The sequence below is a fragment of the Ruegeria sp. HKCCA5839 genome (genome assembly GCF_013035585.1).
In the GTDB taxonomy this organism is placed as follows: Bacteria; Pseudomonadota; Alphaproteobacteria; order Rhodobacterales; family Rhodobacteraceae; genus Ruegeria.
Window position 1 is genome coordinate 595809 of sequence record NZ_WQIE01000002.1, and the last position, 21149, is coordinate 616957.

Genomic DNA, 21149 nt, shown 5'->3' on the forward strand with positions numbered 1-21149 from the left:
ATGCTGTTTGCGCGCGCCTTTGTCACTTGCCTCTGCCTGAGCCCTCCGGCTTGGGCCTGCGATCTTGCTTTGGCCTTGGCGGTGGATGTGTCAGGGTCAGTGGATTCCGAGGAATACCGCATTCAAATGGATGGGTTGGCCGCCGGTTTGCGCGACCCCATTGTGTCCGAGGCGCTGGTGCGTGGGCAGGCGCGTCTGATGCTGGTGCAGTGGACCGGTGCGTCTCGCCAACAAGTCACCATCCCCTGGACGAAGATCGACAGCTTTACCGCGGTCGAACGCTTTGCAGATCAGGTGGCAGCGGATCCTCGGATATGGCGAAACTTCTCGACGGCGATTGGTGAGGCGCTGGAAACGACGCTGACCAGTTTCGACGAGGTGTCCGACTGCTCGCGGCATTTGATTGATATTTCGGGTGACGGGATTTCGAACGAAGGTGTTGAGCCGACAGACACGCATGGCTTGATGCGCGCTCACGGCGTAACCGTCAATGCGATTGCCATCGAGGAAAGCGAGCCAGACCTCACAGCCTATTTCTTTGAGAATGTAATCGTAGGAGAGGGGGCATTTGTCGTTTCGGCCTCTGGCTTTGCTGATTACCCCGAGAAAATTCGAAAAAAGCTTTTGCGCGAAGTGACGCAGCAAACTGCTGGTCTGAAATAGGTGTTTCTGGGATTCGTGATCACATCGCTTGCATGTTGAAAACACTAAGATACACCGGGTTGGAGCAGCTCTGTGATCACGACGTCATCTGGTGTGATCACGAAACGAAATAATCTGTCAAATTGGCTTGATTTTGGCGGTTTTTGCACGCGCAGCACGTGACAGAGGTGCAAAAAACAGTAAAACCGTCCGTAGCCAACCGAAAAGGAGCCGCCATGGCCGATGTAAATCGGGGCAATCGCCCGCTTTCGCCGCATCTGTCGATCTATCGTCCGCAGCTGACGTCGGTCACATCCATTCTGACCCGCATCACAGGAAACGCCATGCTGTTGGCCGCCCTTCTGATCGTTTGGTGGTTCTTGGCGGCGGCGACATCGCCCGAGGCGTTTGCTCGCGCGAATTGGTGGCTGACGTCGGTTCTGGGTGATCTGATCATGACGCTGTCGCTTTGGGGGATCTGGTATCATACGCTTGCCGGCGTCCGGCATCTGATCTGGGATAATGCCCTTGGGTTGGATTTGCCCACTGCCTACAAGCTGGGTTGGGCCGTTATCATCGGGTCGGTTGTGCTGACCCTTCTGACCCTGCTCATCGTCGCGTAAAGGAGGCTTTCATGCGTTATCTGACAGACCGCAAGCGCGCGACTGGCCTGGGTTCTGCCAAATCGGGCACCGCTCATTTCTGGAGCATGAAAGTCAGCTCGGTTGCTCTGCTGATCCTCGTGCCCCTGTTCATCTTTACCTTTGGTCCGATCCTGGGTCAGCCTTTTGACGTTGTGCTGGACTATTACGCGCGGCCATTCCCGGCGATTGTGGCGGCTCTGACCTTGCTGGTCGGGTTCAAGCACTTTGCCGAAGGCGCGCAGGTGCTGATCGAAGACTACGTTCACGGCACGATGGAGAAGGTCCTGATCATTCTGGTGACCTGCCTGTCTTACGGTGCCGCCGCCGCTGGCCTTTTCGCCATCGCGCGCATTGCCCTTTAATTCCCGGAGCTGAAAGAAATGGCTGCATACGAATACGAAACGCATGAATATGACGTGGTCGTTGTTGGCGCTGGCGGTGCAGGTCTGCGCGCCACTCTGGGCATGGCTGAACAAGGGTTGCGCACCGCCTGTGTGACCAAAGTTTTCCCGACGCGCTCGCATACGGTTGCGGCGCAGGGCGGCATTGCCGCTTCGCTGTCCAACATGGGCCCGGATCACTGGCAATGGCATATGTACGACACGGTCAAGGGTTCGGACTGGTTGGGCGATACCGACGCAATGGAGTATCTGGCGCGTGAAGCCCCCAAGGCGGTCTATGAGCTGGAGCATTATGGCGTGCCCTTCAGCCGCACCGAAGAGGGCAAGATCTATCAGCGCCCCTTTGGCGGCCACACTACCGAGTTTGGGGAAGGTCCTGCGGTGCAGCGGACATGCGCTGCCGCCGACCGCACCGGCCACGCGATCCTGCACACGCTTTATGGTCAGTCGCTGAAGAATAACGCCGAGTTTTACATCGAATACTTCGCCATTGACCTGATCATGTCCGATGACGGGCAGTGTCAGGGCGTTGTCTGCTGGAAGCTGGACGATGGCACGATGCATGTGTTCAACGCCAAGATGGTGGTTCTGGCAACCGGCGGCTATGGCCGGGCCTATTTCAGCGCCACCTCGGCCCATACCTGCACCGGTGATGGTGGTGGCATGGTGGCGCGTGCGGGCCTTGCGCTTCAGGATATGGAGTTTGTGCAGTTCCACCCGACCGGCATCTATGGATCGGGTTGTCTGATCACCGAAGGCGCACGCGGTGAGGGCGGGTATCTGACCAACTCTGAAGGCGAACGCTTCATGGAGCGCTATGCGCCTCAGTACAAAGACCTTGCGCCGCGCGACTATGTCTCGCGCTCGATGACGATGGAGATCCGCGAGGGGCGTGGTCATGGTGACAATGGCGATCACATCCATCTTAACCTCAGCCACCTGCCTGCCGAAGCCTTGGCCGAACGCCTGCCGGGCATTTCGGAATCGGCGCGCGTGTTTGCCGGGGTTGATGTCACCAAGGAACCGATCCCGGTTCTGCCGACTGTGCATTACAACATGGGCGGTATCCCGACCAACTATTGGGGTGAGGTTCTGAACCCCACCGCCGATAACCCGACCGCTGTAGTCCCCGGCCTGATGGCTGTGGGTGAGGCTGGCTGTGCCTCGGTCCACGGGGCGAACCGGTTGGGGTCAAACTCGTTGATCGACCTGGTGGTCTTTGGCCGCGCTGCTGCGATCCGCGCAGGCAAAGTTGTGGATCCGACCGCATCGAACCCCGAGCTGAATCAGGCCTCGGTTGACAAAGCCTTTGACCGGTTTGACGCCGTCCGCAATGCAAGCGGCGCAGTTCCAACTGCCGATCTGCGGCTTGAGATGCAGCGCACTATGCAAGAAGACGCTGCCGTGTTCCGCACCGCCAAAACCATGGCGGAAGGGGTCGAAAAGATGACCGCGATTGCGGCCAAAATGGACGATCTGAAAGTATCGGATCGCAGCCTTGTCTGGAACAGCGACCTGATGGAATCGCTGGAGCTGACCAACCTGATGCCAAGCGCACTGGCCACCATCGTCGGTGCCGAGGCCCGCAAGGAATCGCGTGGTGCCCATGCGCATGAGGACTTTACCGAGCGTGACGATGAAAACTGGCGCGTGCACACGGTCAGCCGGGTTGAAGGTAACAAGGTCGAACTCAGCTATCGCCCTGTGATTACGGATCCGCTGACAACTGAAGACGAAGGCGGCATCAGCCTGAAACGGATCGCGCCCAAGGCCCGTACGTTCTAAGAATCTTTGAGGCGGGCCACGAGAGAGACCCGCCGCAATGCAAAGACGAACGTGTTCGCCTTTAGTTATGACCCGCAATATGGGCATCGACATAGTTTTGAACCGATAGTTCCGAGACCGCTTCACGCTGAAGCAATATGTCGAGGCATTTCAGGCTGACGTCGCTGAAATCGAATACTCCTTCCGAGAGAATGGTCAGGTTCTTTAGCATTTGGGTGTCGATGGGATCCGGCTCCGACAAATCTCGGAGGTAGATAATATCACCATCCAGCATTTGGGCCGGTTTGAAATCTTTCAGCAAACCGGACCATTTGGAAACGACAAGTCTGTTTTCAATATGTGCAAAGCTATGTGGTACGAAGCCAGCGTTTCGCATGAATATGTCGATAGCTCCAAAGCTAGGCTGCTTTTCATAGAGAGGGAAAAACGACACCTCAGTTTGAACCGCAGCCACATTTTGCAGCGTCTCAATCGCTGATTGAAAGACAGAAAGTTCCGAGCCTTGAATATCGATTTTGAGAAAGTCAACACGCCCCAGATCTTCGATTTCATCAAGGCGTTGCGTCTCCAATTCCAATTCTCCAACCTGTTTGGCTGCGCGACGCAAACCTCTTAGGTGGTAAAGCGTGTCCTGTCTTATTTCCAAGAATGAAGTTAGACCTGTCCCTTTGTACAAATTCAAAGTCGCCGCGGTCCCATCACCGATTGCTGCGTTGTGATACTCTTCATTCTGGCTTTTGTTGTGGATCAACTCCTTCATAGTATCTTGCTGAGGTTCAAAGCCGATCACTTGACAGAGTCCAGACGCGAGTAGATCGCGATAGGGTGCATCATGTCGCATCGGATTTGCGCCAATATCCGCGATGCGGATACGCTCCGTCAGATTTAGAAGGTCATACAATTCTGAAATGCGAGATCGAAAGCGGTCATACATTTTGAAGATCTTCCAGTGCGGTAGTTAGCAGTTCGCTCATATGCACAGGTTTCCTCATTTGCGCGAAATCGAAACAAATTTTTCGTTTTTGGTTGAGCTCCAGATCGCTCATTTGCATCACGCGCCGCATCATGCGGATAAGCCCTCTGTCATTCTGCGCGGGATATAACAAGTCGCGACAATCGTCGGGAATTGTCTGCTGATGCGGTTCGATATCTGGGGCGATCAGAGGTAACCCATAGGTTTGCGCAAGCATTGCTGTCCCAGAGGTAAATGTCTGCGTGGACGGCAAAACATAGGCATGAGCCTGAGAAAACAGTTGGGGTATCTCATCGTCTTCTACCCGTCTGTCGATCACTTGCACATTCGGGATCGCGGCCAGGCGACGTGCCATCCGACGACCCGAGCGAAAGACACGCCCAACGACCGAAAGATGAAAATCATATCCTCGATGGGTAAGTTTTGCAGCCGCGACATGCAACTTGTCCAATTCGCGGTTTCCGCGCATCGTGCCAAATGTCAGGAAACGGGTCTGGTCGCGGTTGCTTAAGGGGCGCGCAAGTGTGGTTGCGGCTGACTCATAAACTCCCAGATAGCTTGGATGGGGAATGACCCTAATCTTTTCGGGTGGAGTGGCATAGTTTGTGATCATATGCGCGCGTGCATGAGCGGTATGTACATGGATCAGATGCACCAACTCCGATAGCTTTCGTCGCATCGCATGAAACGCTTCGCTGCCTTCCGGCGTTGCATGTGCGGCCCGATTGTGAATCGTCCAGATGATCTTACCACCATTTTCTTTGAACTGGTTAAGCCCGTCGACGGCTTTGGCGAAGTTGGGGTTGTTTCCCGTTTCGCTCGAAACCGGAAACAATCTGTCATCCCATTGGATATGTATAATTCCATGCTCTGCCTGAAATTCAGGCTCGGCAAAAACTGAGAAGTCGATCGGGTTCATCGCAGCAAGTGAAAACGCGGGGCCACAGGCGCTGTACATCATGTTTTGATACGGATTCTTGGTGCCGTAGGGAATGTTCAGCGCTTTGGTGGGCATATGAAATTCTGCTGTTGACTTTTGTTAACAGGTTTCATCCTCGGGAGGGTATTTGTAAAGGAGTTTTGATCCAGTTTTTCCTCTGTTTTCAAGGCAAAATGGTTGGCTTTGCGCGGTTCAGAGTGTATCGGTATTCAAGCGCTCAGCGAGGTAAGAAATGGTACAACTGACCCTTCCCAAGAATTCCCGGATTACCACCGGCAAAACCTGGCCCAAGCCCGAAGGCGCCACAAATGTGCGCAAGTTCCAGATTTATCGCTGGAATCCCGATGACGGGCAGAACCCGCGGGTCGACACCTATTTCGTTGATATGGACAGTTGCGGCCCGATGGTTTTGGACGCGCTGATCAAGATCAAGAATGAGATTGACCCAACGCTGACTTTCCGCCGCTCTTGCCGTGAGGGCATCTGCGGGTCGTGTGCGATGAATATCGACGGGATAAACACGCTGGCCTGTATCTACGGGATGGATGAGATCAAGGGCGACGTGAAGATCTATCCTCTGCCGCATATGCCGGTGGTCAAGGACCTGATCCCTGACCTGACGCATTTCTATGCCCAACATGCCAGCATCATGCCGTGGCTGGAAACCAAGACCAACCGCCCGGCGAAAGAGTGGAAACAGTCGATCGAAGACCGCAAGAAGCTGGACGGTCTTTATGAATGCGTAATGTGCGCCAGTTGCTCGACCTCTTGCCCGAGCTATTGGTGGAATGGCGACCGTTATTTGGGGCCCGCCGCATTGCTGCACGCCTATCGCTGGATCATCGACAGCCGGGATGAGGCGACGGGTGAGCGTCTTGATGAGTTGGAAGATCCGTTCAAGCTCTATCGCTGCCACACGATCATGAACTGCGCCAAGACCTGCCCGAAAGGTCTGAACCCGGCCAAGGCGATTGCCGAGATCAAAAAGATGATGGTTGAGCGCGCAGTCTGATTGGCGCGTAAGATCAAACCGTTGCTTTGTGGCTGAACACTGCCTTCCTTTGACCAAAGGAGGGCAGGTTTGAACAGCCAAGGCCAACCGATAGTGTGCGTGACCTTGAAAAAGTCAGGCCAATCCGCGATTCAAAACCATGCCCGTTCTTTTGCTCATATTGGCCGCTGGGGTATTTGCCTATTTTATCTGGCGTTCGCGCACGACTTCGCTGACGCGCGATTGCCGGTGGCGGCAGGATAAATGCCATGGCACTTGGCATTGCAGTTTTTGTGGCGCTGTCGTGGCCGCAAAGGATCAGCCGCTTACCTGTGCACAGAAAAAAGATCGCTAATTAGCGCTTTGCGGCGCTACTGTTCTGCGCCACTCTGTCGGCCATGACCGATCTAATGCCTGCAGCCCTCGTTCCAGAAGACGCCGAAGCCCGCCGTGCGGTTGCCCCGGTGATCTGCTATCCGAATAGCTCACTTCCAAAACCCGATCTGGGCTGGATGCATGACATACGCCAGCGGGCCATCAAGACGGATGAGGTTTTGGTGCCGCCGCGCGACGCGCGCTGTTTTGAAGTTCCGGCCGGTCATTTCTTTCGCATCACCTCGGTCGAGGGTCCGCAAGTGGGAGACCTGAACCTGTGGAACCTGAGCGATTTGTCTGAGCGATTTTATTCAGGCAAAACCCGCGCGCTGCATGGGACGCATCTGACGACGGGTGAGAGGATGTGGTCAAGCTTTCCCCATTTGCGTCCAATGGCCACGATCACTGCGGATACGTTGGGTTGGTATGGTATCGATGGTTTTGGCGGGTCTGTGCACGATGTAATCGGCACGCGCTGTGATCCGTACACGGGGAATTTGTTGTCGGACACGCAGTACCATCATTGCTGCCATTCGAACCTGACGCGTGCCTTGGCCGATCACTTGGACATCCCTTTGGATCAGGCCGAGCCTGCCGTGCACGATGTCCTGAACGTCTTCATGTGCACCGGGTTCACGCGGGATACGGGGCAATATTTCATGAAGGCCTCGCCGGTGCGGCCCGGGGACTACCTTGAATTCTTTGCCGAAATTGACCTGCTGGGGAATCTCAGCGCCTGCCCCGGCGGCGATTGTTCGAGTGAGCATTCCTCGGATACGGCTGCGTGTTATCCATTGCTGGTCGAAATCTTCGCGCCGGCAGAAGGAGAAGTGGCTGGTTGGGACAGCCCTCCACCCAACGGATATGACCGCAGCCATGGTCGATAGGCGGGGCAGGGTGCCCCGGCCAACTTAGCTATTGGGAAACGCGGCTTGCAGTGCGATTTCGACCATATCTCCGAAACTGCGCTCGCGATCAGACGAGGGCAGTGCCTCGCCGGTCAGCAGGTGATCTGATACGGTGAGCACAGCCAGAGCCCGACACTTGTGACGCGCCGCAAGGATATAGAGTTCGGCGGCTTCCATCTCGACCCCAAGAATACCATGGCGCACCATCTGTTCGTTCAGATCAGGGCGTTCGTCATAGAATACGTCCGACGAATAAATGCCGCCCACATGGGTTGGCGTGCCTTTGGCCTGCGCGGCTTGGGCTGCGGTGTGCAGCAGGCTCCAATCAGCGCAAGGGGCAAAATTCAGCTCTTTCATGATCCCGCGCGACGGGGTGCTAAGCGTGCTCGCTGTCATCGCCAGAATGACATCGCGGAGCTTTACGCTGTCTTGCATTCCCCCGCACGAGCCAATACGGATCAGGGTCTTTGCGCCATAATCCCGGATCAATTCGTTCACGTAGATTGAAAGGGACGGCATTCCCATGCCGCTGCCCTGAATTGTAACCGGGTTTCCGTTCCACGTTCCGGTAAAGCCCAGCATGCCCCGAACGTTATTGATTTGTTTGACGTCGTTCAGAAACGTCTCAGCCGCCCATTTCGCCCGATAAGGGTCACCGGGCAATAAAACCGTTTCGGCAATTTCGCCTTTTTCAGCACCGATATGAATTGTCATAACCCGATCCGCCTTTTGTCAGATTTCCAGATCCGCAAGACCAGCACCCGATTTCAACGCATCATGGACCCATTGCGGCTTGCGTCCACGACCCGACCAGGTCTGTGCGGCATCCTTCGGATTGCGATATTTGGCAGCGGATTTAACGGCTTTCCCCGTGCCGGGCGCCAGTTCGGATAAAGCAAATCCAAACTCGGCGGCAGCTTTTTCAGCGGCCTTCAATGCTTCTTTCCGGTCGCGCAACTCGGCGGTTTTCAGCGCTTTGTCGACCTTATTGCGTAATTCCAGCAATTCCTTACGCGACATTTTTTCAAGATCGATTGCCATTTTTATTCTCCAGATTGTTAATTCCCAATACGGCGGCATCGGGATCTTGCAATTCTGGACCCGTTTATTCCCTTTTCAAGGGGAATAAAATCCAAGTTTCTCACATGGAATATGGGTTATTCTGCTGCCATGTCCTTTGGATCGGCCAAGGTAATGATATCACCCATAATAGCATTCAGCTCAAAGTTCTTGGGTGTGTATATCTTGGCCACGCCCATGGCGCGCAAAGCCTCGGCATCTTCGTCTGGGATAATGCCGCCAACAACAACCGGAATGTGGTTGAGCCCTGCTTCGGCAAGCTGGGTCATGACATCTTGGACCAGAGGCAGGTGGCTTCCTGACAGAATCGACAAGCCGATCACATGGGCATCGTCTTCGCGCGCGGCAGCGACGATTTCCTCGGGTGTCAGGCGAATGCCCTCATAGCTGATATCCATACCGCAATCGCGGGCCCTGAAGGCGATCTGTTCTGCGCCATTGGAATGTCCGTCGAGTCCCGGTTTGCCGACCAGAAACTTAAGACGGCGTCCCAGCCTGTCGCTGACGGAGTCAACGGCGGCGCGCAGATCTTCCAGCCCTTCGGTTTTGTTAGAGACCGAGCCGGAAACGCCGGTTGGCCCCCGATAGGTGCCATAGACCTTACGCATCTCTTCCGCCCACTCACCCGTTGTTACCCCGGCTTTGGCCGCCGCGATCGAGGGTTGCATGACATTGCCACCCGCCTGCGCGGTTTCCCGCAGATCGGCCAGCGCTTTGGCAACCGCCGCGCTGTCGCGTTCGGACCGCCAGGCATTCAATCGGTTGATCTGCTCCTGTTCTACGGCAGGGTCGACAACCATTATGCCACCATCTTCGGTCTGAAGGGGTGAGGCCTCGCCCTCGGTCCATTTGTTCACACCGACCACAACGGTTTCGTTCCGTTCGATGCGGTTCAGACGTTCCGCGTTCGAATCTACCAGCCGGGATTTCATGTATTCGATCGAGGCCACCGCGCCTCCCATCGACTCGAGATTGGCCAGTTCAGCCCGTGCGCCTTCTTTCAGGTCTTCGACCTTGGCATCGACCACGGCATTGCCGTCGAACAGGTCGCCATATTCCAGAAGGTCGGTCTCATAAGCCAGGATCTGTTGCATCCGCATCGACCATTGCTGATCCCAAGGGCGCGGCAGACCCAAAGCCTCATTCCAGGCGGGCAGTTGTACCGCGCGCGCGCGTGCATTTTTCGAAAGCGTCACCGCAAGCATCTCGATCAGGATGCGGTAGACGTTGTTTTCCGGCTGCTGTTCAGTCAGCCCCAGCGAGTTGACTTGAACGCCATAGCGGAACCTGCGGAACTTGGGGTTCTCGACCCCATATCGTTGTTGCAGGATTTCATCCCAAAGATCCACAAAGGCACGCATTTTGCACATTTCGGTAACAAAGCGGATGCCCGCATTCACAAAAAACGAGATCCGACCGCAGAGCGCAGGGAAATCTTCGGCAGGGACACGTGGGCGCAGTTCGTCCAATACTGCGATTGCGGTGGCCAGCGCATAAGCCAGTTCCTGTTCGGGCGTCGCACCGGCTTCTTGCAGGTGATAGGAACACACGTTCATCGGGTTCCACTTCGGCACGTTGGAATAGCAATATTCAGCCACATCCGCGATCATCTTCAGCGACGGTTTCGGCGGGCATACATACGTGCCTCGGCTTAGGTACTCCTTGATCAGGTCGTTCTGCACGGTGCCTTGCAGTTGAGCCACATCCGCGCCCTGTTCCTCGGCGGCAGCTATATAGAGTGCTAAAAGCCAAGGCGCAGTGGCATTGATGGTCATCGAGGTGTTCATCTGTTCGAGCGGAATTTGGTCGAACAGCACCCGCATGTCGCCCAGATGACAAATCGGTACGCCCACCTTGCCCACCTCTCCGCGCGCAAGCGTATGATCACTGTCATAGCCGGTTTGTGTTGGCAGATCGAAAGCCACCGACAGGCCCGTTTGGCCTTTGGCCAGGTTGCTGCGGTACAGGGCATTCGATGCCTGTGCGGTTGAATGACCCGCATAGGTCCGGATAAGCCAGGGGCGATCTTTCTGCGATTGCGTCATGGGTGAGACCTCGTGATCGTCTGGGTAACAAAATTACGCTTGATGCTTCTAAACCGTAATTTTCGGAACATGTCAATTCGCTGCGTTGCGGCATATGCCGTGTTTCTTCAGATTGTGGGTCGCAGCGTTTGATGGCACTGTTGCGCCATGACTCGGACCGTGGAACTTCCGATTTGGCTCTTTGTGCTGATCCTGGTGTTTGCCGCGGTCACCTTCGCCTCCCATTTCCTATTTCCCTCGGTGCGATGGTTCTTTCGCAGACGGCTTGAACGCGCGGTAGCGCGGCTGAATACCCGGCTGCAACGCCCGATCCAGCCGTTCAAGCTGGCTGGGCGCCACGACATGATTCAGCGGCTGCGCTATGACCCGCAGGTCAGCAAGGCCGTTCAGGCCTATGCGCAGCAAGAGCATGTGCCCGAAGCCGTGGCCTCAGAAACCGCGCGGCGCTATGCGCGCGAGATCGTGCCCTCGTTTTCTGCCTTTGCCTATTTCAGTTTTGCGATCCGAATGGCGCGCATGCTGAGTAACGCGTTTTATGACGTCCGGCTCAGCTATCAGGACGAAAAAGCCATCAACACGATCGACCCCAACGCGACGGTTGTCTTTGTCATGAACCATCGCAGCAATATGGATTACGTGCTTGTCACCTACCTGGCGGCGCAACGTTCGGCACTGTCTTACGCGGTTGGCGAATGGGCACGGGTTTGGCCGCTTAGCCGTTTGATCCGTGCCATGGGGGCCTATTTCATAAGGCGAAAGTCGGGCAGCGACCTCTATCGGCAAGTGTTGGCCAGCTATGTTCGCCTTGCGACCGAAGCAGGCGTCACCCAGGCGATGTTCCCCGAAGGCGGTCTTAGCCTGACAGGGCGGCTTGGGCGCCCCAAGCTTGGATTGTTGAAATACATGATCGACGCGACCGAAGTGCAAGACCGCGACGTGGTCTTTGTGCCGGTCGCGCTGAATTACGACCGGGTGCTTGAAGATACAATTCTGACAACCGCCGCGCTTGGCTCGGAGCGTCGGTTCCATGCACGGATCGGGGTGATCACACGGTGGACGCTAAAGCAGATCTGGAGACGCTTAATTGGGCGCTATAAAAGGTTCGGAATCGCTGCAGTACGCTATGGGCGCCCGATCTCGTTGCACGAGTTCCGAGAGCACGCGGGTCGCGACCTGACCACCGATCTTGCGCGCGAGCTTATGACCCGCATCAAATCAGCCGTTCCTTTCGCGCCGCTTCCAGCCGTATGTCACATCGTTCATCAGGATGGCGAAGTCAAAGAGGCCGATTTGTTCCAGCGTGTCTCGGCCATGGCAGGGCTGGATACGCTGCAAAATGCGGAACAAGCTGTTCACGACGCTGTCGAGCAATTGATTGAGCGCAACATCCTTGTGCGAGACGGTGGTGTTTTGCGGTCCTCGGGCCGGCGAAAAGACCTGCTTACCTACTACGCAGAATCAGCCGCAACCACCAATTCCAGACCGGATGCTGCAGTTGCAGAGTGAATTTCTGCGGCCGCAGGGTTATAAAATTTCAAAATAGACGGCAAAAACGGTTGCAAAATTACTTTGCGATCCATATTCCAGTCTCACAAGGCGCGATTCTGCATCGCGGCAATAGGTGAAAATGTAAGGAGGCCAGCATGGCTTTGGACATCGACAGCGGCATCGCGTCGTACGAGGCGCCGGAAAAAGACCTCTATGAGATGGGTGAAATCCCCCCGATGGGATATGTGCCCAAACAAATGTATGCATGGGCCATTCGGCGTGAGCGCCATGGCAATCCTGACACGGCGATGCAGCTAGAGGTCGTGGATGTCCCGAAGCTGGACAGTCATGAGGTGCTGGTTCTGGTGATGGCGGCGGGTGTCAATTACAACGGCGTATGGGCGTCTCTGGGCACACCGATCAGCCCCTTTGATGGCCACGGTCAGCCGTTTCACATCGCGGGTTCTGACGCATCGGGTATCGTCTGGGCAGTTGGCGACAAGGTCAAACGCTGGAAAGTGGGCGATGAGGTTGTGATCCATTGCAACCAGGACGACGGCGATGACGAATACTGCAACGGCGGTGACCCGATGTATTCTCCCAGCCAGCGGATCTGGGGGTACGAGACGCCGGACGGCTCGTTTGCACAGTTTACTAATGTGCAGGCCCAGCAGCTTATGCCACGTCCCAAACACCTGACCTGGGAAGAGAGCGCCTGTTACACTCTGACGCTTGCGACGGCCTATCGGATGCTGTTCGGGCACGAGCCGCATGATCTGAAACCCGGCCAAAACGTTCTGGTCTGGGGCGCTTCGGGTGGTTTGGGTTCCTATGCGATCCAGTTAATCAATACTGCGGGTGCAAATGCCATCGGTGTGATCTCGGACGAAAGCAAACGTGACTTTGTGATGGATCTGGGCGCAAAGGGTGTTCTGAACCGCAAGGATTTCAATTGTTGGGGGCAACTGCCGACGGTGAACACCCCCGAATATGCCGAATGGTTCAAAGAAGCCCGCAAGTTCGGCAAGGCGATCTGGGACATTACCGGTAAAGGCGTGAATGTCGACATGGTGTTCGAACACCCCGGTGAGAGCACTTTCCCCGTTTCCACATTCGTGGTGAAAAAGGGAGGCATGGTTGTGATCTGCGCCGGCACTACGGGTTATAACCTGACCTTTGACGTGCGTTATATGTGGATGCACCAAAAGCGCCTGCAAGGTTCGCATTTTGCCCATCTGAAACAGGCTTCGGCGGCAAACCAACTGATGGTAGAGCGCCGTTTGGATCCGTGTATGTCCGAGGTCTTTACCTGGAAGGACTTGCCCGAGGCGCATATGAAGATGATGCGGAACGAGCATAAGCCGGGCAATATGTCGGTTCTGGTGCAAGCGCCACAAACCGGAATGCGCACGCTGGAAGAAGTGCTGGCTGCCGGAGGCCGCGGGTAGCGCGTGGGCCATGCCTTGGGCCCGCTGCGACGAGGACTGTCGCGGCGGGCCGGTCAACAGTTTTCACAATAGATGCGATTTCAACAGCTTGTTTTTTGATGACCCACTATTTTTGGGGAGTAGAAAGCAGTGAATATGCCGAATTAACTCATACATGTTATGGTTGTGTTAACCCTTCGTTAACTATTTCGGGGACACCTTGATGGCGCAGAATGAGTGGATATTGGACGTGTTGTCGGATCTCAACGCCTTTGCGGTGGCAAATGGTATGACCGCGCTTGCCGAACAGCTGAATGATACACGGCTGATCGCTGCGGCCGAGATATCGTCCATGCAGGAAGAGGCGCGGACGCCCACGAATGGGAAGAAAATTCGACTTGAGCCAGATCCCAGAGGATTTGGAAAACACCAGCACGCTTGAAGAGCTTACCGAAGCGTCGATCCGCCTGCGGGACAATCTTAAGCTTGACCATATTATCTATCACTGGGTTGATGGGGCTGGTGACCAATATGGGTTTTTCACCTACTCCGAGGCTTGGGGTGATCGCTACAGAGCCCGCAACTATCACCGTATCGATCCCGTCATTCTGGGATGTTTTCAACGATTTCACCCGGTCGACTGGAAACAGTTGGATTGGTCAGGCAAGGCCGCAAAGGCGTTTTTGCAGGATGCGCGCGAACATGGTGTTGGTAATCAAGGCTATTCCGTCCCGTTGCGCGGACCTAATGGGCAATTTGCCCTTTTCACCGTTAATCACAGTTGCAGCGATGAGGAATGGGAGAGCTTTATCAGTGATTATCGCTGCGATCTGATCCTGATTGCCCATTTCATCAACCGTAAGGCCTTGGAATTTGCCCGAGAGCGGCAGCCAGATACACCGCGCAACCTGTCTCCGCGCGAAATCGATGCGATGACTTTGCTGGCGCTTGGATACAGCCGGGCACAGGTCGCGCATTCGCTTTCAATCTCAGAACATACTCTGCGCGCTTATATCGAAAGCGCACGATCAAAGCTGGGCGCGCAGAATACGACCCATGCGATTGCCACCGCGCTGACCAGAGGTTTAATAGTCGTTTAACCACCGAACGGTGCCCAAATGGTTAATTTACCAAGCTTACGTACTCCTTTTGTTCCAGACATGGACGACAAGGGGAATACGTCATGCTGCGTTATGTATATGCAGATGAATTGCACAAATATCCGGTGCTGGCCGAGGGGATGTTTCGCGACCGTGCCGATCAGTTCAAGACCCGCCTAGGGTGGGACGTTTCGGTCAATGAAAAAGGGGAAGAACGGGATCAATATGATGATCTGAACCCGCTTTATGTGATTTGGGAAGAGCCGGATGGCTCGCATGGCGGGTCGATGCGGGTTCTGCCGACAACCGGGCCCGTCATGGTAAATGAGGTCTTTGGCCACCTGACCGGAGGCAGCCCGATTCGCAGCCCGCTGATTTGGGAGGTCACTCGCTTTTGCCTGTCGCGCACTGCCAATCCGCACACGGCTGGGGCCATAATGCTAAGCGGTGGTGAGATCATGGAAGGGTTTGGGTTGACCCATATTGCAGGTGTCTTTGATGCGCGTATGATCCGGATTTACCGCATGATCGGATCGTCTCGCGTTGTGTTGGGTTCGCAAGGGGCGGGTCGTGATCAGATCTCGGTTGGTTTGTGGCCTTATTCCGCCGAAGACTGCAATCGCGTCGCTGCCCGAGCGGGTATCCCGCGTGAGCTGTCGCGCCTGTGGTTCAAGACCGCCTTTGGGGCAGCAAATCAACACCGGTTCGCCTTGTCTGCCTGAAGGCACAGAAAAGCGAAATCGGCATCTGGTCGATAGCGGTGCGGCCCTGTAGGGTCGCGCCATGTCCTTGCCCCAGGTTACCTTTTCCGAAGACCAGGCCGCCGCCTATGACAGCATTTCAGAAATGCTGCGAAGTGCGGGTGTGGATCTGGAAGATGACGCGCTGCTAAAGCTGCCAGGGGCTGGGAAATCCGGCGTGATGGCCGTGATTGGCAAGGCGGGGTCAGGCAAAACACTACTACTGGCCGAGCTTTACAAGGCATTGGCTGAAACCGGTGTCAATCTGGTGTCGGGCGACTTCGAAAGCCGGAAATCTCGCGACAAACGCAGCTTGGCTATTCTGGCACCGACCAACAAAGCCGCCAGTGTTTTGCGTCTACGCGGTGTGCCCGCGACAACCATCCACCGCATTTTGTACACACCAGTCTACGACCCCGAATATGAGCGTATTGCCGAATGGCTGGCGGGTAACGAAGAACGTCCCGAGATCGAGGGTTTGACCGACGAAGCTTTGAACCGGGCAGAGGCGTTTTACGCAAATAACAAGTCCATCCCAGGCGCTTTGGCGGCAGCCGGGCTGCGTGGTTCGGATTTCATCACCGGCTGGAAACGCCGCGAAGAGCCGTTGGATATCGGCTTTGTCGACGAAGCTTCCATGCTGGACGATCGCCAATTCGAAGATCTGAAAGAGATCTTTCCAACGCTCTTGTTGTTCGGGGATCCGGCGCAGTTGGCACCGGTTAATCAATCCGGCTCTATGGTATTCGAGGGTTTGCCCGAGCCGCGTAAGCTGACACTACACCGGGTGCATCGTCAAACTGCTGACAACCCGATTCTGGATTTGGCCCACGCTTTGGCAGACCCGGCAATGGGGTTCGAGGAATTCGAGCGCTTGGTCGAAGACACGGCCCGCAAGGATGACCGTGTTGTCTGGGGTCAGCGGGTCGAAGTTGACTTGATGGCCCGTAGCCCGGTTCTGGTCTGGCGCAATGCAACACGTATTCGTCTGATCCAGGCGTTTCGTCACGTCCACGGTGCGCCTGAAACCGAGCTTTTGGAAGGTGAACCGCTGATTTGCGACGGGATCGAGCTGCCGTTGAAGCACCGCAAGAAACGGCTGGATCTAGAAGCGCGCGGGCTGATCAAAGGAGCTCAGGTCATCTATCTGGGCCCCGGTCGCAAGCCAGGGTTTTCGCGGCTGCATGTCATGGGGGCAGAAGACCCACAGGTTAGCGCGGCGTCTATTGTTCAGATCGAAAAACCGGATGAGGAAGAGCCCTTTATTCCCTATGCCGCGCGCATGGGCGCAACTTTTCTGCACGGGGCGGCGGTGACGATCCACAAAGCGCAGGGCTCCCAATGGGATACGGTTCAGGTGTTCGCGCCCGATATCTATGCAGCGGCGCGCATGGGGCGGTCTGAGGCCGGGCAGCCTTTGTGGAAGCGATTGGCCTATGTGGCCATCACGCGCGCGCAGGACAGGTTGATCTGGGTTGTGCGTAACCGGCTGTCCAAGCCGACGCACCCGCTGCGTGTGGACGACCTGCGCAAGGTTCCAGCGGCTTCGCTTACGTTGGAAGCCGAGGAGCTTTAATGCCAACGCGCGCGCGAAAACCTTGGTCAGTTTTCGCGCAGCAGGCGGAACACGGTCGATGCACCCCAACCAGCGGCAATCGCGATCACGAGGGACATAAGCCCGTACCAGATGGGTTGCTGGCGTGACATGTTGTATAAGAAGCGCTCCAAACCCACTTTGCGGACGTCGATCGAGGTTTCAAACGTCGATACGACTTTGCCACCGCGAGTCAGGAAAATACGCGCCGCATAGTCGCCTTCGGTCAGGTCTGCGGGCATTTGAATTGACGTTCGAAACAAAGTTTGTTCGTCAACTGCAACGGTGTCTTCAAGGATGGAATAAAGCCCTTCGTTCTCGCGAATTCGGATAACAGCAGCTGCGAAATCCTGAGCACCTTCCACATTCATGTCGGCACCAACGGAACGGATGGCACGTTCAACTGAGATTTTGTATCGCAAGTCTTCGGTGTTGGTCAGCGAGTCGTGAAACGGGGCTGAGGTTGCAACAGCATAAAAGCTGGGCGCTGAATCAACTTCGATACTGTCGGCATTGACCCAGATACCGAACTTCCGTTCTTTCCGGCGCACGATAACAGGCTCGGACGGGCCGGCGACAGTGACCACAACTTCAAGCGGTGGTCCTTCGGGGATCGGCGCTTCACGTTTGACAGCGCCGAAAATCAGGATTTCAGATCCGTCGAAGTCCGCAGTGATGGACACGCGGTCTTGGCTCAGACCCAGCACAACCTCTTCTTGGGCGGCGGCTGCGGGCAAGCAGAACAGGCATAGGGCGGCGATCAGACGATACATGCTTAGTGCCCTCCTGCAGTACCGAGCGAATAGAGCTCGGTCGGTTGCAAAAGAAGGTCTAGGCCCAGCTTGATGCACACAGCCAAAACCAGAGCGGCCAGCATCACCCGCAACTGTTCAGCGGGCAGTTTGGCACCGATCACGGTACCGATTTGAGCACCGATCACGCCACCAACCAGCAAAAGCACAGCCAGCACCACATCCACTGTAAAGTTGGTGGTGGCATGCAGCATTGTTGTAAAGGCTGTGACGAAGATGATCTGGAACAGGGATGTACCCACAACAACTTTGGTTGGCATACCCAGCAGATAGATCATCGCGGGAACCATGATAAAGCCACCGCCAACACCCATGATGGCTGAAAGCACACCTACCAGCAGACCCACGACCAGTGGCGGAATGACCGAGATATAAAGACCAGAGGTCCGAAACCGCATCTTGAAGGGCAGGGCATGGATCCACCCGCGCTGACGCCGTTTGGCAGGCGTTGCGCCTTTGCGCGTCTTGCGGATGGCGTTCAGGCTTTCGACAAACATTAGGCTGCCGATCACGCCCAGGAAGACGACATAGCAAAGCCGCACCAGCAAATCGACCTGCCCCAGGCTTTTGAGGTAGTTGAAGACAACAACACCCAAAGCCGCGCCGGTCAGGCCGCCCAAAAGCAGGACGGTTCCCATTTTCAAGTCAACGGTTCGTCGCCGGAAATGGGCCAGAACGCCGGAGAAGGACGAGGCAACAATCTGGTTCGCCTCGGTCGCAACCGCCACTGCCGGAGGGATGCCGATAAAGAACAAAAGCGGCGTCATCAAAAAGCCACCGCCGACGCCGAACATCCCCGATAAAATCCCGACCATGCCGCCTAAGCCCAACAACAGGAAAGCATTTACGGAGACTTCGGCAATAGGAAGGTAGATTTGCATGGTTTCTTCTAACGGGAACTGGTGCCGTCGCGGAATGCGACAAAACCGTTGCGGATTTCAAACTTAAAAGACGATGCGCGCGACAGTCAGACCTGTCAGACTGTTCCGGTTCAGAAGCAAAAGGCAGGGCATTTCGAATGCTGCGAAACTGTGGCGAAGCACGTCTGTGCCCCCTTAGAGCGCTTGCGGCACACAAAATCAACTCTGTATGCCGCTTTGCAGCGAACAGGACTGAAGATCAGTCCTGAACTGGACTCATTACCGCTCTTTTACGTAGGGTTCGCCCCCGGCACGTGGCGGAATGGCTTTGCCGACAAAACCAGCCAGAATAACCACTGTCAGGATATAGGGCAGGGCGTCCATGACCTGCACCGGAATCACCACGCCACCCAGATCGATATTCTGGAACCGGAGTGCAATGGCTTGCAGCAAACCGAACAACAGACAGGCCCACATGGCATGCCAGGGACGCCACTTGGCAAAGATCAGGGCGGCCAGGGCGATAAAGCCGCGACCTGCGGTCATTTCTTTCACAAAGCCCGCCTGCAATGCAGTTGCAAGATAGGCGCCCGCAATTCCGCAAAGGATGCCGCAGATAGCAACGGCTGCAAATCGCAAGCCAACCACCGAAACACCGGCTGTATCGACGGCGGCCGGGTTTTCACCCACGGCACGCAGACGCAGGCCAAAGCGGGTGCGATAAAGGATCCACCAGGTCGCCGGGACCATCAGAAAGGCCACATAGACCAGGATCGAATGCCCGGAGATTAATTCGGCATAGATAGGTCCCAAAATTGGCACACCGCTCAGAGCTTCGGCAAACGGAAACTCAATAGGCTCGAACCGTCCTTCACCAAAAAGCGAGGGCGTGCGTCCACCTTGTTGGAACCAGCTCTGCGCGATCAGAACAGTCAGACCTGAGGCCAGAAAGTTGATCGCGACGCCCGAGATCAATTGGTTGCCCCGGAACGTGATCGAGGCCAATCCGTGCAGGCCCGACAACAGCAATGAGGCCGCGATTCCGGCCAACAGGCCCAGCCAGACCGAACCGGTCACAGCGGCAACACCAGCGGAAAAGAATGCGGCCATCAACATCTTGCCTTCAAGCCCGATGTCGAAAATGCCAGCGCGCTCCGAATAAAGCCCCGCCAGACAGGCGAGCAGCAGCGGCGTGGCCAGGCGAATGGTTGAATCGAGTACCTGTACGAGGGTGACAAAGAACTCCATCACTTGGCCCCCTGACGCATACCCAGGAACAGTTTTTCAAGCGGCATGCGGACCATGTTGTCGAGCGCGCCGGTGAACAGGATGACCAGCGCCTGGATCACCACGATCAATTCACGTGGGATCGACGTCCACAGCGCCAATTCGGCACCGCCTTGGTACAAGAACCCGAATAGCAGCGCAGCCAGCAACACGCCAAACGGATGCGACCGCCCCATCAGCGCCACCGCGATGCCGATGAAACCAGCACCTTCGGTAGAGTTCAGCACCAACCGTTCCGCCTCGCCCATGACGTTGTTGATAGCCATGAGACCCGCCAGTGCGCCAGAGATCAGCATGGCAATGATGGTGATCCGAACGGGCGAAATGCCAGCGTAAACGGCGCCGGTTTCGGTCTTGCCATAGGCACGGATTTCATAGCCCAGACGGGTGCGCCAGATCAGCGCCCAGACCACCACACAGGCAAGCAAAGCGATGAAAAAGGTCACGTTGGCGGGCGCACCGCGGAACATCACGTTTTCGGCGGTCGAGAACATGGATTGGAACGTGGGCAGATGCACGGCCTCGGGGAACCGCGCAGTTGCCGGATCCTGCGAGCCCTGCGGGCGCATGATGTTGACCAACATGTAGTTCAGCAGGGCGGCGGCGATAAAGTTGAACATGATTGTGGTGATCACGATATGGCTGCCGCGCTTGGCCTGAAGATAGGCCGGGATGGCCGCCCAGGCCGCTCCAAAGACCATCGCCGCGGCCGAGGCAGCCAGCAAAGCGATGGTCCAATGCGGCCATTGTACCGACAGACAGACAATCGCAACGCCAAGCCCGCCCAACATCGCCTGACCTTCACCACCGATATTGAACAGCCGTGCGTGAAAGGCCACGGCAACAGCCAGCCCGGTAAAGATGAAGTTGGTCGCGTAATAAAGCGTGTAGCCCCAGCCATAAGTGGACCCCAGAGCGCCGGTCACCATCAGGTTCACGGCCTCGATCGGGTCTTCTCCGATGGCAAGAATGACCAGTGCCGACAGGATCGTGGCCAAGATCAGGCTGATCAGAGGGATCAGCACGACATCGGCCCATTTGGGCATTTTATCCATGG

At 56.0% G+C, this 21149-nt stretch carries 21 protein-coding genes; 12 read left to right on the forward strand and 9 right to left on the reverse strand.

Features of this window, described 5'->3' with window-relative positions; all coding sequences use genetic code 11:
- From GOV38_RS08495 to sdhA, 4 genes are all read left to right on the forward strand, one after another.
- Positions 1-663, forward strand: coding sequence for a DUF1194 domain-containing protein (locus GOV38_RS08495; RefSeq protein ID WP_171100965.1), 663 nt, complete (start codon positions 1-3; stop codon positions 661-663).
- 215 nt (positions 664-878) lie between these two features.
- The gene (sdhC, locus tag GOV38_RS08500; RefSeq protein WP_171100967.1) at positions 879-1265 is read left to right on the forward strand and encodes a succinate dehydrogenase, cytochrome b556 subunit; all 387 of its coding nucleotides are present in this window, start codon (positions 879-881) and stop codon (positions 1263-1265) included.
- Between the two features lie 11 nt (positions 1266-1276).
- Positions 1277-1648, forward strand: a complete 372-nt coding sequence (sdhD, locus tag GOV38_RS08505; RefSeq protein ID WP_171208968.1) for a succinate dehydrogenase, hydrophobic membrane anchor protein — start codon at positions 1277-1279, stop codon at positions 1646-1648.
- A gap of 18 nt (positions 1649-1666) precedes the next feature.
- Entirely contained in the window at positions 1667-3472 is a 1806-nt protein-coding gene (gene sdhA / locus GOV38_RS08510; RefSeq protein ID WP_171100971.1) for a succinate dehydrogenase flavoprotein subunit, read from the forward strand.
- 61 nt (positions 3473-3533) lie between these two features.
- Here sdhA and GOV38_RS08515 read toward each other — a convergent pair whose 3' ends face one another.
- Positions 3534-4406, reverse strand: coding sequence for an FkbM family methyltransferase (locus GOV38_RS08515; protein WP_171208967.1), 873 nt, complete (start codon positions 4404-4406; stop codon positions 3534-3536).
- The gene (locus GOV38_RS08520) at positions 4399-5460 is read right to left on the reverse strand and encodes a glycosyltransferase family 4 protein (RefSeq protein ID WP_171208966.1); all 1062 of its coding nucleotides are present in this window, start codon (positions 5458-5460) and stop codon (positions 4399-4401) included. The genes GOV38_RS08515 and GOV38_RS08520 overlap by 8 nt, the downstream gene beginning before the upstream one ends.
- Before the next feature lie 157 nt (positions 5461-5617).
- Between GOV38_RS08520 and GOV38_RS08525 the strand changes: the two genes are divergently transcribed.
- Together GOV38_RS08525 and GOV38_RS08530 are read left to right on the forward strand one after the other, a co-directional pair.
- Entirely contained in the window at positions 5618-6397 is a 780-nt protein-coding gene (locus tag GOV38_RS08525) for a succinate dehydrogenase iron-sulfur subunit (protein ID WP_170414955.1), read from the forward strand.
- A 389-nt stretch (positions 6398-6786) separates the two neighbouring features.
- Positions 6787-7638, forward strand: coding sequence for a DUF1989 domain-containing protein (locus GOV38_RS08530; protein ID WP_254430550.1), 852 nt, complete (start codon positions 6787-6789; stop codon positions 7636-7638).
- Positions 7639-7662: 24 nt separating this feature from the next.
- Here the strand turns inward: GOV38_RS08530 and deoD are convergent, their stop codons facing one another.
- The 3 genes from deoD to GOV38_RS08545 all read right to left on the reverse strand — a co-directional run bounded on the left by deoD (position 7663) and on the right by GOV38_RS08545 (position 10784).
- On the reverse strand, positions 7663-8373 hold the full coding sequence (deoD, locus tag GOV38_RS08535) for a purine-nucleoside phosphorylase (protein WP_171208964.1): 711 nt from the start codon (positions 8371-8373) through the stop codon (positions 7663-7665).
- Between the two features lie 18 nt (positions 8374-8391).
- Entirely contained in the window at positions 8392-8700 is a 309-nt protein-coding gene (locus tag GOV38_RS08540) for an H-NS family nucleoid-associated regulatory protein (protein WP_171130872.1), read from the reverse strand.
- Positions 8701-8816: 116 nt separating this feature from the next.
- Complete coding sequence (locus tag GOV38_RS08545; RefSeq protein ID WP_171208963.1) at positions 8817-10784, reverse strand: protein meaA; 1968 nt, start codon at positions 10782-10784, stop codon at positions 8817-8819.
- A gap of 147 nt (positions 10785-10931) precedes the next feature.
- Between GOV38_RS08545 and GOV38_RS08550 the strand changes: the two genes are divergently transcribed.
- The 6 genes from GOV38_RS08550 to GOV38_RS08575 all read left to right on the forward strand — a co-directional run bounded on the left by GOV38_RS08550 (position 10932) and on the right by GOV38_RS08575 (position 17115).
- Positions 10932-12290 (forward strand): 1-acyl-sn-glycerol-3-phosphate acyltransferase, encoded by a 1359-nt coding sequence (locus GOV38_RS08550; RefSeq protein WP_171208962.1) that lies wholly within the window; start codon positions 10932-10934, stop codon positions 12288-12290.
- Between the two features lie 137 nt (positions 12291-12427).
- Positions 12428-13720, forward strand: coding sequence for a crotonyl-CoA carboxylase/reductase (gene ccrA / locus GOV38_RS08555; RefSeq protein WP_171100986.1), 1293 nt, complete (start codon positions 12428-12430; stop codon positions 13718-13720).
- Positions 13721-13922: 202 nt separating this feature from the next.
- Complete coding sequence (locus GOV38_RS08560) at positions 13923-14141, forward strand: hypothetical protein (protein WP_171100726.1); 219 nt, start codon at positions 13923-13925, stop codon at positions 14139-14141.
- Positions 14080-14799, forward strand: a complete 720-nt coding sequence (locus tag GOV38_RS08565) for a LuxR family transcriptional regulator (protein WP_171130863.1) — start codon at positions 14080-14082, stop codon at positions 14797-14799. The genes GOV38_RS08560 and GOV38_RS08565 overlap by 62 nt, the downstream gene beginning before the upstream one ends.
- 83 nt (positions 14800-14882) lie before the next feature.
- Positions 14883-15521, forward strand: a complete 639-nt coding sequence (locus tag GOV38_RS08570) for an acyl-homoserine-lactone synthase (RefSeq protein ID WP_171208961.1) — start codon at positions 14883-14885, stop codon at positions 15519-15521.
- 61 nt (positions 15522-15582) lie between these two features.
- Positions 15583-17115, forward strand: coding sequence for an ATP-dependent RecD-like DNA helicase (locus tag GOV38_RS08575; RefSeq protein WP_171208960.1), 1533 nt, complete (start codon positions 15583-15585; stop codon positions 17113-17115).
- 26 nt (positions 17116-17141) lie between these two features.
- Here GOV38_RS08575 and GOV38_RS08580 read toward each other — a convergent pair whose 3' ends face one another.
- From GOV38_RS08580 to GOV38_RS08595, 4 genes are all read right to left on the reverse strand, one after another.
- Positions 17142-17906, reverse strand: coding sequence for a TIGR02186 family protein (locus GOV38_RS08580; protein WP_171130857.1), 765 nt, complete (start codon positions 17904-17906; stop codon positions 17142-17144).
- 2 nt (positions 17907-17908) lie between these two features.
- The gene (locus GOV38_RS08585) at positions 17909-18826 is read right to left on the reverse strand and encodes a sulfite exporter TauE/SafE family protein (RefSeq protein ID WP_171100994.1); all 918 of its coding nucleotides are present in this window, start codon (positions 18824-18826) and stop codon (positions 17909-17911) included.
- Positions 18827-19084: 258 nt separating this feature from the next.
- The gene (locus GOV38_RS08590; protein ID WP_171100996.1) at positions 19085-20053 is read right to left on the reverse strand and encodes an ABC transporter permease; all 969 of its coding nucleotides are present in this window, start codon (positions 20051-20053) and stop codon (positions 19085-19087) included.
- On the reverse strand, positions 20053-21147 hold the full coding sequence (locus GOV38_RS08595; RefSeq protein WP_171100998.1) for an ABC transporter permease: 1095 nt from the start codon (positions 21145-21147) through the stop codon (positions 20053-20055). The genes GOV38_RS08590 and GOV38_RS08595 overlap by 1 nt, the downstream gene beginning before the upstream one ends.
- Positions 21148-21149 lie beyond the last annotated feature (2 nt).

Coding starts and splice junctions, on each gene's coding strand:
- sdhD (WP_171208968.1), top strand. CDS start 1,277: ATGCGTTATCTGACAGACCGCAAGCGCGCGACTGGCCTGGGTTCTGCC.
- GOV38_RS08585 (WP_171100994.1), bottom strand. CDS start 18,826: ATGCAAATCTACCTTCCTATTGCCGAAGTCTCCGTAAATGCTTTCCTG.
- GOV38_RS08575 (WP_171208960.1), top strand. CDS start 15,583: ATGTCCTTGCCCCAGGTTACCTTTTCCGAAGACCAGGCCGCCGCCTAT.
- GOV38_RS08550 (WP_171208962.1), top strand. CDS start 10,932: ATGACTCGGACCGTGGAACTTCCGATTTGGCTCTTTGTGCTGATCCTG.
- GOV38_RS08545 (WP_171208963.1), bottom strand. CDS start 10,784: ATGACGCAATCGCAGAAAGATCGCCCCTGGCTTATCCGGACCTATGCG.
- GOV38_RS08520 (WP_171208966.1), bottom strand. CDS start 5,460: ATGCCCACCAAAGCGCTGAACATTCCCTACGGCACCAAGAATCCGTAT.
- GOV38_RS08590 (WP_171100996.1), bottom strand. CDS start 20,053: ATGGAGTTCTTTGTCACCCTCGTACAGGTACTCGATTCAACCATTCGC.
- GOV38_RS08560 (WP_171100726.1), top strand. CDS start 13,923: ATGGCGCAGAATGAGTGGATATTGGACGTGTTGTCGGATCTCAACGCC.
- GOV38_RS08565 (WP_171130863.1), top strand. CDS start 14,080: ATGGGAAGAAAATTCGACTTGAGCCAGATCCCAGAGGATTTGGAAAAC.
- sdhC (WP_171100967.1), top strand. CDS start 879: ATGGCCGATGTAAATCGGGGCAATCGCCCGCTTTCGCCGCATCTGTCG.
- GOV38_RS08580 (WP_171130857.1), bottom strand. CDS start 17,906: ATGTATCGTCTGATCGCCGCCCTATGCCTGTTCTGCTTGCCCGCAGCC.
- sdhA (WP_171100971.1), top strand. CDS start 1,667: ATGGCTGCATACGAATACGAAACGCATGAATATGACGTGGTCGTTGTT.
- GOV38_RS08515 (WP_171208967.1), bottom strand. CDS start 4,406: ATGTATGACCGCTTTCGATCTCGCATTTCAGAATTGTATGACCTTCTA.
- GOV38_RS08495 (WP_171100965.1), top strand. CDS start 1: ATGCTGTTTGCGCGCGCCTTTGTCACTTGCCTCTGCCTGAGCCCTCCG.
- ccrA (WP_171100986.1), top strand. CDS start 12,428: ATGGCTTTGGACATCGACAGCGGCATCGCGTCGTACGAGGCGCCGGAA.
- GOV38_RS08595 (WP_171100998.1), bottom strand. CDS start 21,147: ATGGATAAAATGCCCAAATGGGCCGATGTCGTGCTGATCCCTCTGATC.
- GOV38_RS08570 (WP_171208961.1), top strand. CDS start 14,883: ATGCTGCGTTATGTATATGCAGATGAATTGCACAAATATCCGGTGCTG.
- GOV38_RS08530 (WP_254430550.1), top strand. CDS start 6,787: ATGCCTGCAGCCCTCGTTCCAGAAGACGCCGAAGCCCGCCGTGCGGTT.
- deoD (WP_171208964.1), bottom strand. CDS start 8,373: ATGACAATTCATATCGGTGCTGAAAAAGGCGAAATTGCCGAAACGGTT.
- GOV38_RS08525 (WP_170414955.1), top strand. CDS start 5,618: ATGGTACAACTGACCCTTCCCAAGAATTCCCGGATTACCACCGGCAAA.
- GOV38_RS08540 (WP_171130872.1), bottom strand. CDS start 8,700: ATGGCAATCGATCTTGAAAAAATGTCGCGTAAGGAATTGCTGGAATTA.